Source organism: Actinophytocola algeriensis (assembly GCF_014203735.1).
GTDB lineage: Bacteria > Actinomycetota > Actinomycetes > Mycobacteriales > Pseudonocardiaceae > Actinophytocola > Actinophytocola algeriensis.
Genome location: NZ_JACHJQ010000003.1, coordinates 397,315 through 418,707, shown reverse-complemented (window position 1 = coordinate 418,707; position 21,393 = coordinate 397,315). Strand labels below are relative to the sequence as shown.

Annotated in this window: 18 protein-coding genes; 4 read left to right on the top strand and 14 right to left on the bottom strand. The window is 70.7% G+C overall.

Annotation, left to right across the window (positions count from 1 at the left end; all coding sequences use genetic code 11):
* Positions 1-19 precede the first annotated feature (19 nt).
* Together FHR82_RS47405 and FHR82_RS14235 are read left to right on the top strand one after the other, a co-directional pair.
* Positions 20-1,771 (top strand): N-6 DNA methylase, encoded by a 1,752-nt coding sequence (locus FHR82_RS47405; RefSeq protein ID WP_184810859.1) that lies wholly within the window; start codon positions 20-22, stop codon positions 1,769-1,771.
* A complete protein-coding gene (locus FHR82_RS14235; protein ID WP_184810858.1) occupies positions 1,768-1,968 on the top strand; it encodes a hypothetical protein in 201 nt (66 codons plus the stop codon). The genes FHR82_RS47405 and FHR82_RS14235 overlap by 4 nt, the downstream gene beginning before the upstream one ends.
* A 225-nt stretch (positions 1,969-2,193) precedes the next feature.
* On the opposite strand, the gene FHR82_RS14230 is transcribed toward FHR82_RS14235, so the two are convergent.
* Genes FHR82_RS14230 through FHR82_RS14200 form a run of 7 tightly spaced genes read right to left on the bottom strand, consistent with a single transcriptional unit; the run spans position 2,194 to position 9,324 of the window.
* Complete coding sequence (locus tag FHR82_RS14230; RefSeq protein WP_184810857.1) at positions 2,194-3,372, bottom strand: glycine C-acetyltransferase; 1,179 nt, start codon at positions 3,370-3,372, stop codon at positions 2,194-2,196.
* Positions 3,372-4,403, bottom strand: coding sequence for an L-threonine 3-dehydrogenase (gene tdh, locus FHR82_RS14225; protein WP_184810856.1), 1,032 nt, complete (start codon positions 4,401-4,403; stop codon positions 3,372-3,374). Before tdh ends, FHR82_RS14230 begins: the two co-directional genes overlap by 1 nt.
* A gap of 11 nt (positions 4,404-4,414) precedes the next feature.
* A complete protein-coding gene (locus tag FHR82_RS14220; RefSeq protein WP_184810855.1) occupies positions 4,415-5,041 on the bottom strand; it encodes a DUF1707 SHOCT-like domain-containing protein in 627 nt (208 codons plus the stop codon).
* 5 nt (positions 5,042-5,046) lie between these two features.
* Complete coding sequence (serS, locus tag FHR82_RS14215; RefSeq protein ID WP_184810854.1) at positions 5,047-6,339, bottom strand: serine--tRNA ligase; 1,293 nt, start codon at positions 6,337-6,339, stop codon at positions 5,047-5,049.
* Positions 6,340-6,380: 41 nt separating this feature from the next.
* On the bottom strand, positions 6,381-7,028 hold the full coding sequence (locus FHR82_RS14210) for a response regulator (RefSeq protein ID WP_184810853.1): 648 nt from the start codon (positions 7,026-7,028) through the stop codon (positions 6,381-6,383).
* A gap of 23 nt (positions 7,029-7,051) precedes the next feature.
* Positions 7,052-8,191: a MacS family sensor histidine kinase gene (macS, locus tag FHR82_RS14205; protein ID WP_184810852.1), complete on the bottom strand. Its 1,140-nt coding sequence runs from the start codon at positions 8,189-8,191 to the stop codon at positions 7,052-7,054.
* The gene (locus FHR82_RS14200) at positions 8,188-9,324 is read right to left on the bottom strand and encodes an AI-2E family transporter (protein ID WP_311771134.1); all 1,137 of its coding nucleotides are present in this window, start codon (positions 9,322-9,324) and stop codon (positions 8,188-8,190) included. The genes macS and FHR82_RS14200 overlap by 4 nt, the downstream gene beginning before the upstream one ends.
* A gap of 323 nt (positions 9,325-9,647) precedes the next feature.
* Between FHR82_RS14200 and FHR82_RS14195 the strand changes: the two genes are divergently transcribed.
* Together FHR82_RS14195 and FHR82_RS14190 are read left to right on the top strand one after the other, a co-directional pair.
* Positions 9,648-10,463 carry a hypothetical protein gene (locus FHR82_RS14195; protein WP_184810851.1) on the top strand — a complete coding sequence of 272 codons (816 nt, stop codon included), beginning with the start codon at positions 9,648-9,650 and terminating at the stop codon, positions 10,461-10,463.
* A 241-nt stretch (positions 10,464-10,704) separates the two neighbouring features.
* Complete coding sequence (locus tag FHR82_RS14190; protein WP_184810850.1) at positions 10,705-14,466, top strand: hypothetical protein; 3,762 nt, start codon at positions 10,705-10,707, stop codon at positions 14,464-14,466.
* A gap of 60 nt (positions 14,467-14,526) precedes the next feature.
* Here FHR82_RS14190 and FHR82_RS14185 read toward each other — a convergent pair whose 3' ends face one another.
* From FHR82_RS14185 to FHR82_RS14155, 7 genes are all read right to left on the bottom strand, one after another.
* Positions 14,527-15,567, bottom strand: coding sequence for a hypothetical protein (locus tag FHR82_RS14185; protein ID WP_184810849.1), 1,041 nt, complete (start codon positions 15,565-15,567; stop codon positions 14,527-14,529).
* 23 nt (positions 15,568-15,590) lie between these two features.
* Entirely contained in the window at positions 15,591-18,032 is a 2,442-nt protein-coding gene (gene dnaB / locus FHR82_RS14180) for a replicative DNA helicase (protein ID WP_311771070.1), read from the bottom strand.
* Between the two features lie 506 nt (positions 18,033-18,538).
* Positions 18,539-18,991: a 50S ribosomal protein L9 gene (gene rplI, locus FHR82_RS14175; RefSeq protein ID WP_184810848.1), complete on the bottom strand. Its 453-nt coding sequence runs from the start codon at positions 18,989-18,991 to the stop codon at positions 18,539-18,541.
* A gap of 14 nt (positions 18,992-19,005) precedes the next feature.
* Complete coding sequence (rpsR, locus tag FHR82_RS14170) at positions 19,006-19,266, bottom strand: 30S ribosomal protein S18 (RefSeq protein WP_184810847.1); 261 nt, start codon at positions 19,264-19,266, stop codon at positions 19,006-19,008.
* 59 nt (positions 19,267-19,325) lie between these two features.
* Positions 19,326-19,832, bottom strand: coding sequence for a single-stranded DNA-binding protein (locus FHR82_RS14165; RefSeq protein ID WP_184810846.1), 507 nt, complete (start codon positions 19,830-19,832; stop codon positions 19,326-19,328).
* A 17-nt stretch (positions 19,833-19,849) separates the two neighbouring features.
* Positions 19,850-20,146, bottom strand: a complete 297-nt coding sequence (rpsF, locus tag FHR82_RS14160) for a 30S ribosomal protein S6 (protein ID WP_184810845.1) — start codon at positions 20,144-20,146, stop codon at positions 19,850-19,852.
* Between the two features lie 73 nt (positions 20,147-20,219).
* On the bottom strand, positions 20,220-21,227 hold the full coding sequence (locus FHR82_RS14155; RefSeq protein WP_184810844.1) for a hypothetical protein: 1,008 nt from the start codon (positions 21,225-21,227) through the stop codon (positions 20,220-20,222).
* Positions 21,228-21,393: the final 166 nt, after the last annotated feature.

Here is a 21,393-nt window from a genome sequence, read left to right as displayed (position 1 = left end):
TTCACACGACACTGGATCGGTGCCGGACGACACCACCCTGGTCAGCCTCGCCGACGTCGCGAGGCTCGCGGGCGTGACCCGCCCGGCCGTCAGCAACTGGCGCCGCAGGCACAAGGACTTCCCGGTCCCCGTCCGCGAGACGGACGCGGCCGCCCTGTTCACCCTCGCCGACATCCGGGCGTGGTTGACGGCGCACGGCAAGGAGCTGGTCCGCCCGTCGCTGCGCGACGAGATCGCCGCCGCGTTGAACACGGTTCGTGCCGACATCGGCGTCGGCAAGGTGGTCGAGCTCTGCCTTCAGGTCCTCGCCAGCTATGTCACCGAGGGCCGCCGGGAACCCGCACCGGCGGTGGCGGGCGCGGCGCCGGTCGTCAGCCTGTTGCCGCGGCTCGTCGACACACACGGCGAGGTGGCCGTGTGCGAGGCGCTCATCGCCGAGGCGACGGCACGGGAGCAGCGCGTGTACTGGCGCGCCACCCCGCCAGGTGTCGCGGACCTCGTGCTCGCCTTCGCGGGTGACCTCTCCGGCGCCGTCCACGACCCGCACTGCGGAATCGGCACGCTCCTGCTCGCGGTGGCCGGTTCCGGCAGCGCCGTGCGGCTCACCGGAGACTGCGAAGACAAGACCGAACACCGGATCGCGACGCTCCGGCTGATGATCCACGGCGTGGACGTCGACGTGCGGCGCGCGGAGGACCCGCCCGGCCCGGTGGCGGATGTCGTCCTCACGGCATCGGACACCAGCTGGACCGAGAGCGCGGAGTTGCTCGACCGGACGGTGCGTGCGCTGCGGCCGGGCGGCCGCGGTTTCCACGTCTCGCCACACTCCTTGCTCGTGCACAGAAAGGACCAGGCCCGCCGCAAGCACTTCGTCCGGCAGGGCGTGGTCGAGGCGGTGATCGAGCTGCCGCACGATCTGTACGGGGGCGGGTTCGAGCACACCGCGCTGTGGCTCCTGCGGCCACCCGGCGAGGCGACCGTCCCCGACGTGCTGCTCGTCGACGCCCGGCGTGCCACGGGCACCGACGGCAGGGTGGACCAGCGTGACCTCGACGACCTCGTGCGGGCCTGCCGCAGCTGGCAGGAGACCGGTGATCTGCCTGACCGATTCCCCGCCACCGCCGTGCCCAGGGAGTCGCTCCTCGACGGCGAGTGCTGGCTGGACGTCGCGTCCTGGCGCGACGACGTCGACCTGCCAGAAGCCCTGACGCGGTACGACGGTGCCCGGGTGCGGCTCGACCGGACCGCGACCACGCTGGCCGCGGCGGTGCCGCGTGAGCTGGTCGCGTCGACAGCGCCGCGTCGACCGGTGCACGAGCTGATCGCCGCGGGAGAGGTCGAGTTGATCCGCGGCGTCCGGTTGGACGGGGAGCGGACCGAGGAGATCACGAACCGGCGCGGTGACGTCCTGATCTCCGTCGGCAGGGGGCGGGTCGAGGCCCACGCCGTCACGCGGGGAGGCGCGTTGGTGCTGCTCCCGGACCACTGCCTCAGGTTGCGCAAACCGTCCATGGCGAGGGCGCGGACGATCGCCGCCCAGCTGTCGGCCGGTCAGGACGCCCTGCGCTACGCCGACGTGCGCGACCTCCTCCTGCGCTGGCCGAGCGACGAGGAGTGCGAGCGGGTCGTGGCCGCCCTCGACCACCTGGCGGAGGTGCGCCGGGAAGCTGCCGAGGTGGCGAAAGCCGCGGAGGCGCTCACGACCAGGACTCTCGAGGCACTGGCAGCGGGGGCCGCCCCGATCATCGATCCGAGGACGGTGGACGGATGACCTGGTGGTTGGTCGTGCCCGCGGTCACGACCGCGATCGGCAGCATCGGTTGGCTGGTGGTGGCGCTCAAGCGGCTGGCGGTGGCGAACGAGCGGACCAAGCAGGCGCTGACCGGGTGTCCCGCGGCGGAGAGGGCGGCGGTGCTGGAGGCGGCGGGCCGGTACGCGAAGAGCCTCGGCAGCCGGAAGGTGCGGTGAGATGGACCGCGCCACTGGCATCGATCGCTCGGGGGGCTACGCGACCGATGCCAGCGGCGCGAAGCCCGGCCGTAGCCGGGCCCCGACGCTCGACTTAGCCGGCGTTGGGGCTCTGACATGTCAGAGTCGGGGACATTGTGGCACCCCGTTGGCCTGGTGCTAACTAATCGTTAGCAGTTGCGCACGAATCACCGGATGTCGTGTTCGAGTGATTGCGAAGAGTGTTCACATTGCGCCCCTCGCGGACACGAATGCCTCCACCGCGTGCTCGACGTCCTCCGTCGAGTGGGCCGCCGACATCTGCGTGCGGATGCGGGCCTTGCCGTGGGGCACGACCGGGTACGAGAAGCCGATCACGTACACGCCGCGTGCCAGCAGCAGGTCGGCCATGCGGCCGGCCTCGGCCGCGTCGCCGATCATGACGGGGATGATCGGGTGCTCGCCCGGCAGCAGGTCGAAGCCCGCGTCCGTCATCTTCGCGCGGAACAACTCGGTGTTGGCGCGGAGCCGCGACAGCAGCTCGCCGGACGACTCGAGCAGGTTCAGCGCCGCCAGTGTCGTCGCGGTGATCGACGGGGCAAGGGAGTTCGAGAACAGGTACGGGCGCGATCGCTGCCGCAGCATCTCCACGATCTCCGCACGGCCGGACGTGTAACCGCCGCTCGCGCCGCCCAGCGCCTTGCCGAGCGTGCCCGTCACGACGTCCACGCGGTCCTGGACACCGAACAGCTCCGGGGTGCCGCGCCCGGTCGGGCCCGTGAAGCCCACCGCGTGCGAGTCGTCGACCATCACCAGGGCGTCGTAGCGGTCGGCCAGCGCGCAGATCTCGTCCAGCGGCGCCAGGTAGCCGTCCATCGAGAACACGCCGTCCGTGGCGATCAGGCGATACCGCGCGCCGGCCGCTTCCTTCAGCTGCCGCTCCAGGTCGGCCATGTCGCGGTTCTTGTAGCGCAACCGGGAGGCCTTGCACAGGCGGATGCCGTCGATCACCGACGCGTGGTTCAGCTCGTCCGAGATCACGGCGTCGTCCTTGCCGAGGATGGTCTCGAACAGTCCCGCGTTCGCGTCGAAGCAGGAGCTGTAGAGGATCGTGTCTTCGGTGCTCAGGAACTCGGACAGCTTGGCTTCCAGCTCCTTGTGCGGTTCCTGCGTACCGCAGATGAACCGGACGGACGCCATGCCGAAGCCCCACCGGTCGAGCGCGTCCTTCGCGGCCGCCACCAGCACGGGGTGGTCGGCCAGGCCCAGGTAGTTGTTGGCGCAGAAGTTCAGGACCTCGGGCTCGGTGCCGACCCGGACCGCCGCGTTCTGCGGGGTCGAGATCACCCGCTCGGCCTTGTAGAGGCCCGCCGCGCGGATCTCCGCCAGCTCCGTGCGCAGGTTGTCCCGCATCGTGCCGAACATCAGGCCTCCGTCCAGTCCAACAGGACCTTGCCGCACCGGCCGTCGCGCGCGGTGGCGAACGCGGCCTCGTGCTCCGTGTAGTGGAACCGGTGGGTGATCACCGGGGAGATGTCCAGCCCCGCCTGTAGCAGGACGGACATCGCGTACCAGGTCTCGAACATCTCGCGGCCGTAGATGCCCTTGATCGTCAGCATCTTCAGCACCACGTGCGACCAGTCGATCGGGATCTCCTGCGCGGGCAGGCCCAGCATCGCGATCCGGCCGCCGTGCGTCATGTTCGCGATCATGTCGCGCAGGGCGGAGGGCTGGCCGGACATCTCCATGCCGACGTCGAAGCCCTCGCTCATCCGCAGCTGGCCGTAGACGTCGGAGATCCTGGTGGTGGCGACGTTCAGCGCCAGGTCGGCGCCGATCTTGCCGGCCAGCTCCAGCCGCGGCTCGGACACGTCCGTGATCACCACGTGCCGGGCGCCCGCGTGCTTCGCGACCGCTGCCGCCATCAGGCCGATCGGGCCCGCGCCGGTGATCAGCACGTCCTCACCCAGCACCGGGAACGACAGCGCGGTGTGCACGGCGTTGCCGAACGGGTCGAAGATCGCCGCCACGTCGAGGTCCACCTCGTGGGTGTGCACCCACGCGTTCTGTTCCGGCAGCACCGCGTACTCCGCGAACGCGCCCGCCGTGTGCACCCCGAGGCCGACGGTGTTGGCGCACAGGTGCCGCCGCCCGGCCTTGCAGTTGCGGCAGGTGCCGCAGATCAAGTGCCCCTCGCCGGAGACCAGGTCGCCCGGCTTGACCTTCGTGACGGCCGCGCCGACCTCGACGACCTCGCCCGCGAACTCGTGCCCGATCACCAGCGGCGGCTTGATAGTGTTCGCCGCCCACTCGTCCCAGGACTGGATGTGCAGGTCCGTGCCGCAGATCCCGGTCCGCAGCACGCGGACGAGCACGTCACCTGGCCCGGCCACCGGCTCGGGCACCTCGGTGAGCTCCAGCCCGGGACCCTTGGCCGCCTTGACCAGAGCCTTCACGCGTTCCCTCCTCAGTCCGCCGCGCGGGTGATCCGCAACGACGAGTGGATCAGCAGGTTGCCGATCCGCAGGTAGCTCGGCCTGCGGATCACGAGCGAGCCCGCGGTGACCGAACCGGTCAGCACGAACCTCGGCCTGCCGCCACCGCTGCCGACCTTGTCCTTGATGCTGCCCGCGGTCATCCGGACCTCGTCGTGCACCACCGACGCGCCCTCCGGCAGCACGAGCTTCACCGACCCGCCACCGCAGTTCAGCTGGATCCGCACCTCGCCGTGCTTGATGCGGGCCTCGGAGAAGTCCAGGTCGGTCGAGCCGAGCCGGTTGTAGATCACCAGCTCGCGCGGCACCGTCCAGTCACCGTTGCGCTTGAGCGTGGCGAAGCTGGCACGCAGCTCCACCGGCTTCTCCCGCACCGGCGCCTCCGCGTCCGTGTGCGTGACGCCGGCCAGGTCGACGAGCACCGCGTTCAGCTCGCCGCGGGTCTTCGCCGCCAGCGCCTTGTCGGTGCGCTCGGTGAACTCGTCGAGCGACAGCATCCCGTGCCCGATGGCCTTCTGCAGCACGTTCACCACGTGTGTGCGTTCTGCGTCGGACACCCGCAGTTCGCGCGGGTCGACGGGTCCGGGTTGCTCGCTCACCTTGATCACTCCCCCACGGTGCCATCCGGGTCGATGCGTTCGAAGCGGGTGTACGGGACCAGCGCGGGCGGGATCACGACCGACCCGTCCGCCTGCTGGTTCTGCTCCAGGATCGCGACCAGCGTGCGGCCGATCGGCAGCCCGGAGCCGTTGAGGGTGTTGGCGAAGCCGCGCGTGCCGTCCTTGGCCTTCGTGCGGATGCCGGCACGCCTGGCCTGGAAGGTGCCGAAGTCCGACACGCTCGAGATCTCCCGGTACCGGCCCTGCCCAGGCAGCCACACCTCGAGGTCGTAGGTCCGCTCGGCGGAGAAACCGAGGTCACCGGCCGCGAGCTTCACGACGCGGTAGGCGAGTCCCAGTTCCCGCAGGCACGTCTCGGCGTGCGACAGCAGCACGTCGAACTCGGCGTCCGCCCGGTCCGGCGTGCAGAACCGCACCAGCTCGACCTTCTGGAACTGGTGCAGGCGGATCAGGCCGCGGGTGTCCTTGCCGTACGAACCGGCCTCCGAGCGGAAGCACGGCGTGTTCGACGTGTACCCGAACGGCAGGTCCTCCGCGGGGAGCGTCTCGCCCGCGTGCAGGTTCGTCAGCGGCACCTCGGCCGTCGGGATCAGGAACAGCTCGCGGTCGGCGACGGCCGTGCGGAACAGGTCCTGCTCGAACTTCGGCAGCTGCCCGGTGCCGGTCATGGTCGGCCGGTTCACGATCACGGGCATGGAGTACTCGGTGTAGCCGTGCTTCTCGGTGTGCAGCTCCAGCAGGAACGTGGCGATCGCCCGCTCCAGCCGGGCACCCGCACCGCGGGTCACGCTGAACCGGGGGCCCGACAGCTTGGTGGCACGGGCGAAGTCGAGGATGCCCAGCTGCTCGCCGAGCGCGACGTGGTCCTTCGGCTCGAAGTCGAACGACGGCGGCTCGCCCCAGCTGCTGACCAGCTCGGCGTCCTCGTCGGTGTTGCCGTCCGGCAGGTCGTCGCTCGGCAGGTTCGGGATGCCCAGCATGACCTCGTCCAGCTCGGCGGCCAGCTGCCGCTGCTGCTCCTCGAGCTCCTGGACGCGGGCCTTCAGCGCGCGGGCGTTCTCCTTGACCGCGGTGACGTCCTCACCGCGCTTGGCCGCCGCGCCGATCTCCTTCGCGGCCCGGTTGGACTCCGCACGGGACTCGTCCGTCTGCCCGATCACGGTCGTGCGCTGGGAGAACAGCTTCTCCAGGGCGACCAGGTCGAGAGTGAAGCCACGGCGCGCGAGCTTGCGCACCGCGTCCGTGGCGGGGTCGAGCAGTAGGCGCGGGTCATGCATGGTTGACAGCCTACTGAGCGGAGTTTACGGAGCGAGCGTTGCTACTGGCGGGTGCCATCCGGTTCTCCGTCGAGGCCGTGCTCGATGGCGTAGCGGGCCAGCTCGACCCGGTTGTGCAGCTGCAGTTTGCGCAGGGTCGACTGCACGTGGTTCTCCACGGTCCGGTGCGACAGCACCAGCCGCGTCGCGATCTGCCGGGCGGTCAGGCCCTTCGCCACGAGCCGCAGCACGTCGGTCTCCCGGTCGGTCAGCCTCGGCTGGTCGCGTGGGTCCGGGTCGGCGGCCATGCGCCGGTACTCACCCAGCACCAGGCCCGCGAGCCCGGGCGTGAACACGGCGTCGCCCGCCGCGGTCCGCGTGACCGCGTCGACCAGCTCCGCCACCGACGCGGACTTCAGCAGGTAGCCGGACGCGCCCGCCTTCACCGCCTCCAGCACGTCCGCGTGCTCACCGGACGCGGACAGCACCAGCACGCGCGTATCGGTCAGCTCGGCGGTGATCTGCCCGGTGGCCGTTACGCCGGAACCCTCACCGAGGTTGAGGTCCATCAGCACCACGTCGGGCCGCACCGTTCGTGCGATCCGCACCGCCGAGCCCGCGTCCCCCGCGGTCGCCCGCACGTCGAAGCCGCGCTCGGCCAGGTCGCGTGCGACGCCGTCCCGCCACATCGGGTGGTCGTCGACGACCATCACCGAGACTGGCGCTGAATGGGTCACTTCGCTCCGCTCCGTTCCCGCGGCACCCGGAGTTCCCACTCGACCCCCTCCCCTGGCGCGGTCTCGAGCGTCACACTGCCACCCAGTTCCGCGACCCGGCCGCGGAGGGACCGCGCGATGCCCATGCGACCCTCCCGTTCCGCCGCGGCCACCCGGCCGGGCGCGATGCCGACCCCGTCGTCCCGGACGCTGACCACGATGTCCGACCCGAGGTCTTCGAGCAACACCCACGCCTTGGCTGTCACACCGGCGTGCTTCCCGACGTTCGCGAGCGCCTCCCGCACGGCCGAGGCCAGCTCGTTCGCCGCCGCGGCCGGCAGTGGCACCGGCGTCGCGGGGACCGACACCGAGACCCGTTCGGTCTCCAGGATCTTCAGCCGCGCACCGAGGTCCGCGGCGCCGTCCTCGGTCGACGCCGGCGCGCTCGACACCAGCGCCCGCAACGCGACCTCCTGCTCACCGGCGAGCTTCGCCAGCTCCGCCGCGTCCCCGCCCAGCTCGCCGCCGCGCCTGCGCACGTGTGCGAGGACCTGCAGCACGCTGTCGTGGATCGACCGCGCGAGCCGCTCCCGCTCGGCCGTCGCCGCCTCCGTGCGCAACGCGGTCTCGAGCCGTGCCGCCGACCGCCGCGACGACGCGGCCGCCAGCCCCAGCACGAAACCCACCCCGACGAGCAGCATCAGGTCGCGGGTCAGGTCGGTGTCGACGTAGCCGCGCACGCCGTAGTTGAACGCGGCCACCACACCGCCGAACACCCCGCCCGCGACCGGCCCGGCCGCCACCGCACCGGCGGCGACCACACCGGTGACCCACACCGTCGGGACCAGCGGCACCGGTTCGCCTTCCAGCTGCAGCGGTGTGAGCACGAGCAGGGAACTGGTCATCACCGCACAGCACACGGCGAGGTCGAACACCGTGAACGCGAGCAGCTTCTCGGTGGGCTTGAGGTACCGCACCGCGACGACGACCGTCCACACGGTCATCACGCCACCCATGACCAGCGCCAGCCATGGCCGCCGGTATTCGTCCAGGTGGTAGATGATCACGCCCAGCGCGAACAGCAGGGTCAGGACCCGCAGCAGAACCGCCGCGCGCCACAAGGGAAGCGTCGGATCCCGACCCTGCTGGTTGTTCACGGCTTCCAGGTCGCCTTCGTGTCCTCTTCCGCATCGCCGCCGGGCGGGGCCTGGTCGTCCTGGTTCAGGACGTCGATGTCCTCCGGCTCCGTGTCGGTGTCGTTCACCAGCGACTTGACGCCCGCGTTCAGCACCGCCAGCAGCGGCACCGACAGCAGCGCGCCCGCGATCCCGGCCGCGAGCAGGCCCGCGGTGATCGCCAGCACCACCGCGAGCGGGTGCAGCCGCACCGCGCGGCCGAGCAGCCACGGTTGCAGCACGTGGCTCTCCAGCTGCATCACGAGGACCACGATCGCCAGCACGACCACCGCGGCGATGAACCCGTTGGCCACCAACGCGATCAGCACCGCGACCGTGCCTGCCAGGACCGCACCGATGATCGGCACGAACGCCGAGAGGAACACCAGCGCGGACAGCGGGATCACCAGTGGCACCTGCATGATCGCGAGCCCGATGCCGATGCCGACGGCGTCGACGAGCGCCACCGCGGCGGTCGCGCGCACATAGCTGACGAGCGCGCCGAACCCGCGCCGCCCGGCCACGTCCACCCGGTCCCGCACCCGCGACGGCACGCCGCGGGTCACGAACTTCCAGATGCCAGGGCCGTCGTACAGGAAGAAGATCAGCACGAACACGGTCAGCAGGAAGCCGGTCAGGATCTCGCCGATGGTCGTCGCCGTGGTGAGCGCGCCCTCGGTGATCGCCGCCTGGTTCTCCTGGATCGTGTCGATCGTGTTGTCGATGAACGACGTGATCTGCTCGTCCCGCAGGTGCAGCGGCCCCTCGGTCAGCCAGGTCCTGATCTGGTCGAGGCTGTCCGAGACCTGGGACTGCAACTCCGGCAGGCCCTGCGTGAACTGGATGATCACGAACGTCAGCAGGCCGCCGAGCACGCCGATCCCGGCGATCATCACGATCGCCGCCGCCAGGCCGCGGGGCACGCTCCACCGCACGAGCCGTTCCACCCCCGGCGCCATCAAAGCCGCCAGCAGCAACGCGATCGCCGCGGGCACCACGAGGTGCGAGAAGTAGCCGGCGAGCCAGATGATCACGTACAGCGCGGCGATGACCATGAGGAAGCGCCACGCGAGGGCGGCGCTCACACGCAGACCGGTCGGCACCAGCCCGGTCACGTCCTGCGGTGGTGTCCTGCGTCGTCTTCTGGTCGGTGGAGGGGACTTCTCTTCGGGGGGCGAGGTCACCTACGAAAGGTATCGAGGGGATCGGACATTTGGCAGCAGATCAGCCCCACCACCGATGACTACGTTGTGTCATGTTCGATTGCACACTGTGTTCGTCACACGATCGGGCGGACTGTCCCGTTGGGACGTGCGAGCCGGGGCCCATCGATGAAAGTGTCTCGCTGCACGGCATGCGACACCGAACGTGCTCGTTCGATCGCTCCGCGTCTCGAGATCAGCGCGCATGCGCGCCCCGTCCCAACCAGCGAGGTTCAGTGGCTCAGGCGAAGAACGACGTCCGGCAGACGCCCGCGTTCGCGCGGCGTGTCGTCCGCCGGACGTTGACGGTCATCGGTGGCGTTGCCGCCGGGACCGCCCTCGCCTGGTGGCTCTCCACCGCCTCCGCGTCGGCCGACGTGCAACCGCCGCGGTCGGCCGAACAGCACGTGCGGACCGTGCAGCACGTGACCACCGAGGTCCAGGACTTCGCCGCGCCCGTCACCGGGCCGGTCGAGACCGCGGTCCACACCGTCACGCGGTACCTGCAGGATCCGCCGCCCCCGCCGAAGCAGCCGCTGAAGGACCTCGGCGACAGGGTGAAGGACGCCGCGCAGAAGTTCCGCTCCGACGCGGGACGCGGCTTCGAGCAGCTGCCCGGCGCCGACGAGGCCGGCGAGTACTCCTCCGCCGGCTACGGCCGCTCGGACATGCCCGCCTTCCCGGTGCCCCTGCCCAGCGCGACTGCCGAGGACGTCACCGTGCCCGGTGTCGACCTCCAGTCCGTCGTCCACCGGTCCGCCACGGACCGGGCCTTCGCCGACGGCATGAGCAGGCGCGGCTCCCCCGAGCCGGTCCTGCCCACGCTCCCGGACCTCCCGGGTGTCCCCAACCCGCTCCCGTTCACCCCGCCGGCCGGCGTGCCGACGACGGTCGGCCACGGCTCCGCGGGCAACTCGTTCGACTCGCACCTGTTCGCCGCGCTTCCGTGGCAGGACAGCGTTTTCGGCCTCACGCGCGGCGGTGTCGCCGCGGTTTCCGACGCGGCCACCTTCGGGCGTCCGGGCACACAGCCCGGTGTCGCACCTGACTGAACACTGACTGGCGCGTCCGCCATCAGCCCTGAGCGCTGAGCGGATCCGACGCACCGCGCTCGCGGAGCGTGCGGAGCGAACCACCGACACGGTCGTGTTGCCACGCGCCTTTCACCCCCCGCGGACATCCCCGCGACCACCCACAGACACGGGTGGCCGACTGCCCCGACGCGTGTGCCCCTCCGCGTCCGGCCACCCGCCAAACCCCCTCCCCAAGGGACTACGAAAGGAGCATCCGACGATGCAAACGTGGGCGAAGCGCGGTCTTCAGACAGCGCTGGTCACCGGTGGTTTGCTGATGCTGGGTACCGGCATCGCTTCCGCCGACGAGGACGTCAACCCCGACAAGCCGGCATCGCCGCTTGACGGTTCGGTCGCCGTCCCTGTGCACATCGACAACAACGTGTTCGGCACGCCGCTCGGCCAGAAGGCCCTTCCGGCGATCCACCGGGACATCGCGGTCGACAGTTCGCGGATCACCGGCGCTCTGCCGCTCGCGAAGGTCACGGCTGTCACGGGCCCGATCGCCGGCAAGGCGACCGGGCCCGCCGCACCCGTTGTCAGCAAGGTCCAGAACGCCATCGCGCCGCTGCCGCGGGAAGGCCGTGACTTCGCGGCACCGCTCGCGGACAAGGCCGCGCCGGTCACCGGCAAGGTGACGTCGCTGCCCGTGGTGGGCGACAAGGTCACCAACCTCCCGTCGACGGACAAGGTGCGCGTCCCCGCCGTCGACAAGATGGCCGGGACCCCGGCGCAGGGCAACCAGATCGACGCGGACATGGTGGTCCCGGTCGACATCTCCGGCAACGCGGTCGCGGCGATCGGGCGCGCCGAGACGACGAACGAGTCGGACCACAGCTACGGCTGGAAGCACGACACCGAGACCGACGGGTCCGGCAGCTTCGTCAGTGGCAACGTGGTCGACCTGGACTGGGCGCTCCCGGTGCAGGTCACCAACAACGCGGTCGCGGGCGCAGGCACGGCGTCCGCCGAGGGCACCACCCACCAGGAAGCCTGGACCACCGGCGACATCGACACCAACGGGTCGCACAGCTTCCTCGGTGGCAACGTGGTCGCGCCGCAGTTCGCGACGCCGGTCCAGGCCGACGGCAACGCGGTCGCGGGCGGCGGCTCGGCCGAAGCCACCTCGGAGGCCTCGACCTCCGCGGAGGCCGGCGGTTCGGTCCTCACCGCCGGTGCGGACAGCGTCGGCGGCGGCAACGCCGTTCCGGTGCCGGTTGCCGTGCCGGCGCGGGTCAACGGCAACGCGATCATGGGCCTCGGCAAGTCCGACGCCTCCGCCGACTCGGCCGCCGACGCCGCCGCGGGTACGACCCGCACCGGCAAGTACCGCGTCCCGACCTACGTCGAGACGAACGGCGACCCGGCCTACGCGGCGGGCAACGTCGCACAGCCCGCGCTGTCCGGCCCGGCCATGCTGTGCGGCAACGCGGGTGGTGCGATCGGCTCGGCCGACGCGACCTGCGACACCGCCACCACCACCGACGCGGGCGGCACCAGCCGCTCCACCGGTGAGGGCTCGGTCGCCTCCGGCGCCATCGCGGCCGCTCCGGTCACGCTGCCCGTCGAGGGCTTCGGCAACGGGGCCGCCGCGGTCGGTGAGGCGACGGCGGACGCCACCAACCGCGTCGACTCGACGGCGGGCGGCGACTCCTACACCCGCGGCCACGACAGCATCGTGTCCGGCACCACGGCGAACGCGCCGATGACCGGCACGGCCGACGTGTTCGCGAACGCCGCGGCGGGTGCTGGCGATGCCGGGACGACCGCGCAGAACTACGTCGACACCAGCTCGGGCGGCAACACCGGCACCACCGGCGACAACTCGGTGGCCGGCGGCAACATGGCCACCGCGCCGGTGAACACGCCGGGCGAGGTGTACGGCAACGGCGCGGCAGGCGCGGGTGGCGCGGGCACGGCGGCGTCGGAGAGCAAGAAGACCAGTTCCGGTGGCGGCAACAACACCGACGACGACTACGGTCTGGCCGCGTCCAACCTCGTGACCACCCCGGTCGCGACGGCGGCGCAGGCGTTCGGCAACAGCGCCGGTGCGGTGGGCTCCACCAACGCCGCGGCGTCCGCCGACAACCACGTCACCTCCGGTGGCGACAACAAGGCGACCGGTACCGCGGGTCTGGGTTCCGGCAACATCGGGCAGGTCCCGGTGTCCGTCCCGGCCCAGGTCTTCGGGACCGGGGCCAGCGGTCTCGCCAAGGGCACGCAGGCCGCGGTCAACCAAACCGAGATGCAGGCTGGCGGTGATTCGATGAGCGACGGCACGCACGGCGCGGGAACGGGCAACGTGATGAACGCTCCGGTCGCGGGGGCAGGCCAGGTGTACGGCGAGTCCGCCACCGCACTTGGCTCCAACCACTCGCTCGCCGGGTCGCAGACGGAGACCGAGGCCGGTGGCGACACCGAGACCAGCGGTCGGGATGGCCTGATGTCGGGCAACGTGGCTTCGCCGCAGGCTCTGCCGCTCGCGCAGAGCTTCGCCACCGCGGCGTCGGGGGTCGGCGGGGGCAGCTCCTCGTCGGCGATGAACAAGACCGAGGCCGGGTCCGGCGGCGACATCGACACCACCGGTGACGACGGCTACCTGTCCGGCAACCTGGTCGACGTGCCGGCGGCCGCGGTCGTGCAGCCGTTCGGCGACGCGGTGTCGGCGTGGGCGGGCCGCTCCCACGCCCAGGGCATCTCCAGCACGGATGGTGAGGTCGGCGGCACGTCCACGACCAGCGGTGCGATGGGCTCGCTGTCCGGTCTCGACGCCACGCTGCCGGCCGGTGCCAACGGCCCGTACTACGACATCCCGGTCGAGGTGCTTGCCAAGGCGATGACGGAATCCGCGAACACCAGCGACCTGCGGGCCGGCGAGGGTGAGGTGCAGATGCTGCGCCTGCCCGCCGAGGGTGTCATGAGCGCGACGGAGCTCCCGAGCTTCTCGTCGCCGCGCTCCATGCCCGCCCAGGACCTCCGCGGCGCGTTCACCGGCGTGCTGTCGGGCTTCCCGGCCCGCCTGCCCGTCCAGGTTCCGGTCACCGACCTGTCGGCGGACGGTCTGCCGGAGGTGCCGCAGATCCTGCCCGCGCCGGCCCGTGCCGACGCGACGCCGGTCCCGGGCCTGCCCGGCGGTCTCCCGGTCGCCCTGCCCGGTCTGCCCACCGAGGCGCCCGGCCTGCCGATCGACTCGCTGAACGCTGGTCTCCCGACCTCCGTGCCCGGTGTGCCGTCCAGCTCGCTGAGCGGCACCGAGGTGACCGGTGGCCTCCCCACCGAGGCCCCGGCGCTGCCGATCGACGCGATCAAGGGCGGTCTGCCGTCCGACGTGCCCGGTCTGCCCGCCGGTGGCGTGCCGGGCGGCCTGGTGAACCAGGACCTGCCGTCCTACCGGCTGACCACGGACCTGCCGACGGACGGCATCACCGGTGACCTGCCGACGAGTGGCCTGCCGATCGGCCTGCCCGGTCGGCAGCGCGATCTGCCGACGGACACCATCGTCGGTGGCCTGCCCTCGGGTGGTCTGCCGGTGGCGCTGCCGGTGCAGCGTGCGGACCTGCCGACGGACACCATCGTCGGTGGGCTGCCAACGGGTGACCTGCCGGTGCAGCGTGACCTGCCGCACGTCCCGGCGATGCCGATGGTCGGTGACGTGTTCGCGCCGCTGTCGCCGGTCTCGCTGGACCGCTTCGGTGGCTTCGGCAGCCGCTCGAACGTCCCGGTGGACCTGACCGAGGTCACGACCCTCATCCCCGTGATCCCCGCGACGGGTGACCTGACCGACATCACCACGGTCCTGCCGGTCATTCCGGCCGCCCCGGGCGTCGGCGACATCACCGCCGCCCCGATCGCGCAGGCGCCGAGCGTCGGCACCCTGGTCCCGGCGGGGTCCGAGGTCGCGGCTCCGGAGCTGGGCGGGTCGTCGCTCGACTCGACCCGCGCCGCGCTGGCGAACCTCTTCACCACCCACCCGATCGCCTGACCGGGTAACCGAAAGGGCCCGGGAGCACCACGCTCCCGGGCCCTTTCCCATGCTGGATGGCTAGTCCCAGTTGCCCAGCCACTTGGGCAGGGTCACCCCGGTCGCCTCGGCGAGTTCCTGGGCGTCCTGCCGCAACCGGGCCAGCTCCTCCCGCGGGTCGGCCGCGGTCCCCAGCCCCCGGACGACCCCGGCGAGCGCGTGCAGGTCGTGCTCCCGCGCGGCGTTCCGCACCCCCGCGGGCACCGAACTGTCGAAGGCGACATCGAACCGCTGCAACCCGGTCCCCGCGCGAGCACAGGCGGCGCAGGAACAGTGGGTGATCTCCGTGCCCTTGAGGTCCACCCCGCGCTGCCAGTGCAGCAGCCGAGGCACGAACACCTGAGGACTCCGCTTGGGCCGCACCCCGTCGGCCCGCCGCGCGACCGGCCCACCCAGATGCCGGGTGGACGAGGAGGCGCCGATGGCAGCGACCTTCGCACCGGCGGCGACAGCGGGAATCCCGATCGGCCCGGTGCGCAACAACTCCAGCTTGCGCCCGGTCCGGTTGCTCCACCGCAGCAGGCGCCGAAGTCCCAGGACCTTGTACGAGGAGTCCACGGGGTCGAAGGGCGCCCCGAACACCAGGGAGATGTCCCGGTCCGCAGCGCGCAACTGCTCGGCGAGCACCCCGCTGTGCTTGGACCCGAGCCATCCGCCGTCGAGCACCAGCGTCACGGAAACCGGCACCGGGTAGTCCCGGTGCAACTCGGCCTTGAGCTCGTCCAACTGCCCGACCCGCAACCGAGGCCCGGCCGTCCGGACGACGGGCAACCCGAGTTCGGCCTGCACCTCGACCCAGTCGAAGACGGGCAGGTCGAGGTCGAACCCCAGCTGTCCCCGTACGACAGGAGCCGTGGGCTTCCCCCTGGCCAGATAGGCGGCTGGATCGAGGTCGACGCCCTTCAGCTCCCCGGCCCGGTCCAGCACCCGCGCGATCTTGAGCCCGTGCACCCCCTGCAAGGTGACCCCGCCGAACGCGTCCCGGTTGGCCAGCGCCTCGGCGGCACTGCAACGCCCGAGGTACGCCTGCACCCGCCCGAGCGAGGCGCGCCGATCAGCCATGCCTCACACGGTATGCGACGTGCTCAGGACTGGGCCAGGTCGGTGAAGCGGCTGTAGTGCAGCTGGTGGGCGACGGTGATCGTGGCGGTCGGGCCGGCACGGTGCTTCGCCAGGATCAGGTCCGCCTCGCCCGCGCGGGGGTCGTCGCGTTCGAAGGCGTCCGGGCGGTTGATCAGGATGACCATGTCCGCGTCCTGCTCCAGGGAGCCGGACTCACGCAGGTCGGACAGCATCGGCCGCTTGTCGGTGCGCTGTTCCGGACCACGGTTCAGCTGGCTGATCGCGACCACCGGCACCTCGAGCTCCTTGGCGAGCAGCTTGAGCTGCCGCGAGAACTCCGAGACCTCCTGCTGCCGGGACTCGACCCGCTTGCCGGACGTCATCAGCTGCATGTAGTCCACGACCACGAGCTTCAGGTCGTTCCGCTGCTTGAGCCGCCTGGCCTTCGCCCGGATCTCCATCATCGTCATGTTCGGCGAGTCGTCCACGAACAGCGGCGCCTCGCTGATCTCACTCATCCGCCGCGCGAGCCGGGTCCAGTCGTCGTCGGTCATGCGCCCACCACGCATGTCCTGCAACCGGATCTTCGCCTCGGCGGAGAGCATGCGCATGACGATCTCGGTGCGGCTCATCTCCAGCGAGAAGATGACGCTGGTCATCCGGTGGGTCACCGAGCACGACCTGGCGAAGTCCAGTCCCAGCGTCGAGTTGTGTGTCGGCACCATGGCCGCGCCCGCGAGGTAGAGGTGATCGGCGTTGTCGACCTCCACACACCGCACCGGAACACTCGGCACCGGCCGCACATCGACGATGTACCGCGAGCCGAACCGTTCGGCGTTCTTCGCCCGGTTGTGCTCCTTGTGCAGCAGACGCTTCCGTTCGAGCCGGAACACCTCGTCCTCGGTGCTGAAGGTGAGGGTGTACGCCGTCGACGACAGCTCGCCGCGACCCTCGACCTTCCTGGTCGTCAAGGAGCAGCGGTACCCGAGGCTCACGACCAGCTCGTAGGTGTCCATGGCGAGCCGCTGGTTCGTTACCGAGAACTGCACAGCACCCGTCGTGCACACCGTGCCGCCGGTGTCGAGCAACCCGGCAAGTAGCGCACGCCGCTGCGACTCGCTCGCACGGAGGTAGTCGACGGGAATGTGCTTGTCCCCGAGCACACCGAGGGCGCGGAGGATCGCATCCACCGTCCTGTGGCCGACAGCGGGATTGGCCGGAAGTCGGAGACTGCAGCGCAGATCGCCTCGCGGAATGACCGTCAGGCCTTCCTCTTCCACGTACCAGACGATCTCGGGGTCCGCCGACGTGAATCGAGCGCTCGCGGAATGGCCGTCACCAAGCCAGACACCGAAGGTGTAGGGCGGGAGCGGTAGGTCACGTTCGGGCAGGTCGAGTGGCTTGGCGTTGTTGATCGAGTGGTTCAGCCCGCGACCAGCGGTCTCGCAGCGGAGTGTGTCCGCGATCTGCGCGGTGGTCCGGACGGCGGGGAACGTGCGCTGATTCTCCTGTCGGTCGCGTCCGGCAGCGGCTGTCCGGGCGGAGCGGCGTGACGCCCGGGTTTCGGTCAGCCACTGGTGCTCGGCGTCGGCGACGATGACGGTGCCGTCTGAGAACTCGACCTCGTAGCAGGGGCGGTCACGCATCACCTCGGTGGCGGCGACGACCCGGGTCGGGCGGCCGTCCGCGCCGATGAGGTGGTCGCCGACCTCGACGGTCCCCATGGTCACCCAGCCGTCAGGCGTCGCCAGTGGTGTGTCCAGGGCCAGCGCCTTGCCGATGCCGGGCCGGGCCGCGACGATGATCATCTGGCCGGGGTGCAGGCCGTTGGTGACGGCTTCCAGGTCGGCGAAGCCGGTGGGGACGCCGAGCGAGGTGCCGCCGCGGGACGCGATCGCGTCGATCTCGTCCATCGTGGGCTGGAGGAGTTCCTCCAGCACGACGTAGTCCTCGGTCGTGCGGCGTTCGGTGACGTCGTAGATCGACGACTGGGCGCGGTCGACGACCTCGTTGATGTCCGCGCCCTCGGCGCCCGAGTAGCCGAGCTGCACGATCCTCGTGCCTGCCTCGACCAGCCTGCGCAGCGTCGCCTTCTCGGCGACGATCTCCGCGTAGTAGCTGGCGTTCGCGGCCGTGGGCACGGTCGCGATCAGCGTGTGCAGGTACGGGGCGCCGCCGACCCGCCGGATCTCGCCGCGGCGTTCCAGTTCGGCGGCGACGGTCACGGCGTCGGCCGGCTCACCCCGGCTGTACAGGTCGAGGATGCAGTCGTAGACCAGCTGGTGTGCGGGCCGGTAGAAGTCGTTCGGGCGGAGCACCTCGACGACGTCGGCGATCGCGTCCTTGGACAGCATCATGCCGCCGAGCACGCTCTGTTCGGCCGTGAGGTCCTGCGGTGGCTGCCGGTCGAACCCGTTGCCGCCCTCCGCCCCTGGCGCGGCTGCCCGGTCGTCGGTCAGAGCCACCGAAATGCCCCCTCACTTCATCGAACAAATGTTCGAACACCCACGATAAGCACCTACGGCGTCGACGGCAAGGCGCCCAGCTCCGCGCACGCAGAGCCAGTGGACCAGGCGGAACCTAGGGCCCGCACGCGCGTTCCGCAAAACAGCCCTGTGGACAGCGTGGGGATGGTTCGCCGACACCGGTTGACAGCCCGGTGCGCAGCCTGGGGATAACTTGGGGACAGCCTGCGCGATCACCAAAGAAACCCCTGATCAAGGGCTGTGTACAGGTTGTGGAAAAACTAACCCGTCAACCACCGGCGTGTCGGGCGGATCCGCACGTTCGGCGTGTCGTCGAACGGGAGCGCGGCCAACACCCGTCAGCCCCGGTCGAGTGGTGGACCCGACACGGGGCTGACGCGTTGGTGGTTACTCTCCGTCAACAAAAGCTGAGGTGCAAGCTCCGCCGACAACGATGCTCGCTACGCAAGCTCCGCCGACAACGATGCTCGCTGCGCAAGCTCCGCTCAGGAAGCGGTGACCTCGAGCTTGAAAGCGACGGTGACCTCAGGGTGCAGGCGCACGTTCACCGAGTGCTTGCCGATGGTCTTGATGTGACTGGACAGCTCGACCGCACGCTTGTCCAGCACCGGACCCCCGGCGGCCTTGACCGCGGAGACGATGTCGGACGTGGTGACCGAGCCGAACAGCTTGCCGGAACCGGCGGCGGCCTTGGCCTTCAGCTGAACCGGCGCGATCTTCTCGATCGCGGCCTTGACCTCCTGCGCGTGGTCGAGGCCACGGATGGCCCTGGCCCGCTGCGCACGGCGGATGGTCTGTACCTGCTTCTCGGCGCCCTTGCTGGCGACGATCGCGAGCGAACGCGGCAGCAGGTAGTTGCGGCCGTAGCCGTCCTTGACCTCGACGATGTCGCCGGGGCCACCGAGGCCCGCGACATCAGCGGTGAGGATGAGCTTCATCGTGACTCCTCAGATCAGCGCGCGGTCGAGGTGTAGGGCAGCAGAGCCATCTCACGCGCGTTCTTCACCGCGATGGCGACGTCGCGCTGGTGCTGGCTGCAGTTGCCGGTGACCCGGCGGGCACGGATCTTGCCGCGGTCGGAGATGTACTTCCGCAGCAGCGTGGTGTCCTTGTAGTCGATGTCCTGCAGGTCCGACTTGGTCTTGGCCTTCTTCTCGGCCTTGCAGAACACGCAAACCTTCTTCTTCGGCTTGCGAATGGGTGGCTTGGCCACGGTATTACTCCTGAGTCTGTCTCAATCCCACGATGCTTGTTCGAGAAGAACGAAGCTGGTCAGAACGGCGGTTCGTCCGAGAACCCGCCACTGGAGCCGGCGGGCGGGGCCGAACCCCACGGGTCGTCGGCCGGGGCACCACCGCCGCCGTAGCCGCCGCCACCGCCATTGCCGCCACCACCGCCGCCGCCGCCGCTACCGCGGGCGACCTTGTTGACCTTCGCGGTGGCGTAGCGCAGCGAGGGGCCGATCTCGTCGACCTCGAGCTCCACGACGGTGCGCTTCTCGCCCTCACGGGTCTCGAAGGACCGCTGCTTGAGCCGGCCGCTGACGATGACGCGAGCGCCACGCGTGAGCGACTCCGCCACGTTCTCCGCGGCCTGCCGCCAGATGTTGCACCGCAGGAAGAGGGCTTCGCCGTCCTTCCACTCGCCGCTCTGGCGGTCGAGGGTGCGGGGCGTCGACGCCACCGTGAAGTTGGCCACCGCCGCGCCGGACTGCGTGAAACGCAGCTCGGGATCCGCGGTCAGGTTGCCGATTACGGTGATGATCGTGTCGCCGGCCATGTTGTTACCTCCGGTGTTCAGGCCCCCGCGGTGTCGCGCCGCAGGACCTTAGTCCGCAGCACCGACTCCTGCAGGCCCAGCTGGCGGTCGAGTTCCTTGACCGCGTCGGGGTCGGAGTTCACGTCGAGCACGGCGTAGATGCCCTCGGTGTGCTTGTTGATCTCGAACGAGAGGCGACGCTTGCCCCACACCTCGACCTTCTCGACGTTCCCGCCCGAAGTGCGGATCACGTTGAGGAAGTTGTCGAGGGTCGGCTGCACGGTCCGCTCGTCCAAAGTGGGATCGAGGATGACCATTACCTCGTAATGACGCATGAAGACCACTCACCTCCTGTGGACTCGGCGGCCACGGACTTTCCGTGGCAGGAGGGGTCTTGCTCGCAACAGGCTACAGGGCCGGTCGCGGGGCCCTGCGCAGGACCCACGTGCGGACCAGCGCGGCCGTCACACCGGACAGCACGAGCACCGCGAGCAGCACGGGGAACTCCACCCGCTGACCGATGGGCGGGTCGATGGCCTCGGCGCGGCCCGCGACGGACACGCCGTCGTCGGGCGGCGTGTCGCCGACGATGCCGAACTCCGGCGAGTACCCGGGCACGCCGCCGCCGTAGCGGACGCCCGGCGAGGGTGCCCACAGGCCGGCGCGGGCGAACGGGATGTTCGAGTAGTCGGCCATGGGCCAGCGGCCGAAGTTCCACAGGCCAGGCTGGTAGAGGTCGAGACCCATGCCGGGCAGTCCGCCGAGCGGCGGCTGGTTGGGGGCAGGCATGCCGCTGCCGCCACCTGTGCCACCACCGGGGCCGGGCGTCTCGGTGCCGCCACCACCGCCGGGGCCGCCACCGCCGCCACCCGGCAGGCCGGGCAGGCTCTCGATGACCTTCGCGGTGGCGTCCTCGGACGCGTCCGCGACGGCGTCGGCGCCGTCCTGGACGGGGGCCGTGGCAGTGTTGACGCCCTTGACGGTCACGCCGCAGCCCGCGGTCAGCGCGGACTGCACGCCCCGCACGACGGCCGCGAGCACGACTCCGAGCAGCGGGATCTTCTTCAGCTCGGCGGTCACGGCATTCGCGATGGAACCGCCGGTGATGTAGCCGGTGCCGTTGGGCAGCGCGCCGATCGGGATGGGCGGCAGCGCGGCGAAGATCGGGCGCACCGCGTTGGCCAGCAGCGGTCCTCCCAGCGGCACGATGCGCACGACGTCGAGCACGACCTCGATCACCGCCGCGGGGGCGAGCGACACGGGTTGTCCCGGCGCGCCCTCGATCGAGGCGGCGCAGGAGCCGATGACGATGGGCTCGGCCGCGGTGGCGGTGCCGCTGCCTGCCAGGAGACCGGCCGTCGACAGGCTCAGGACGAGCGCGACCGCGGTGGCAAGGCTCCTCACTCGCCTGCGCATGCCGTCCCTCCTGGTACTCGCCGGTAACACCTACGGATTCAACGACGGTAACCCGGGTTGGTGACGGTGACCAGGTCAATCCGTGACCAGACCGATGCGGTTACCCCATCCGGCCCAACCGGCCGCACGGCAGGCGCAGGACCGGACACCTCTCTCTTTGCGTCGG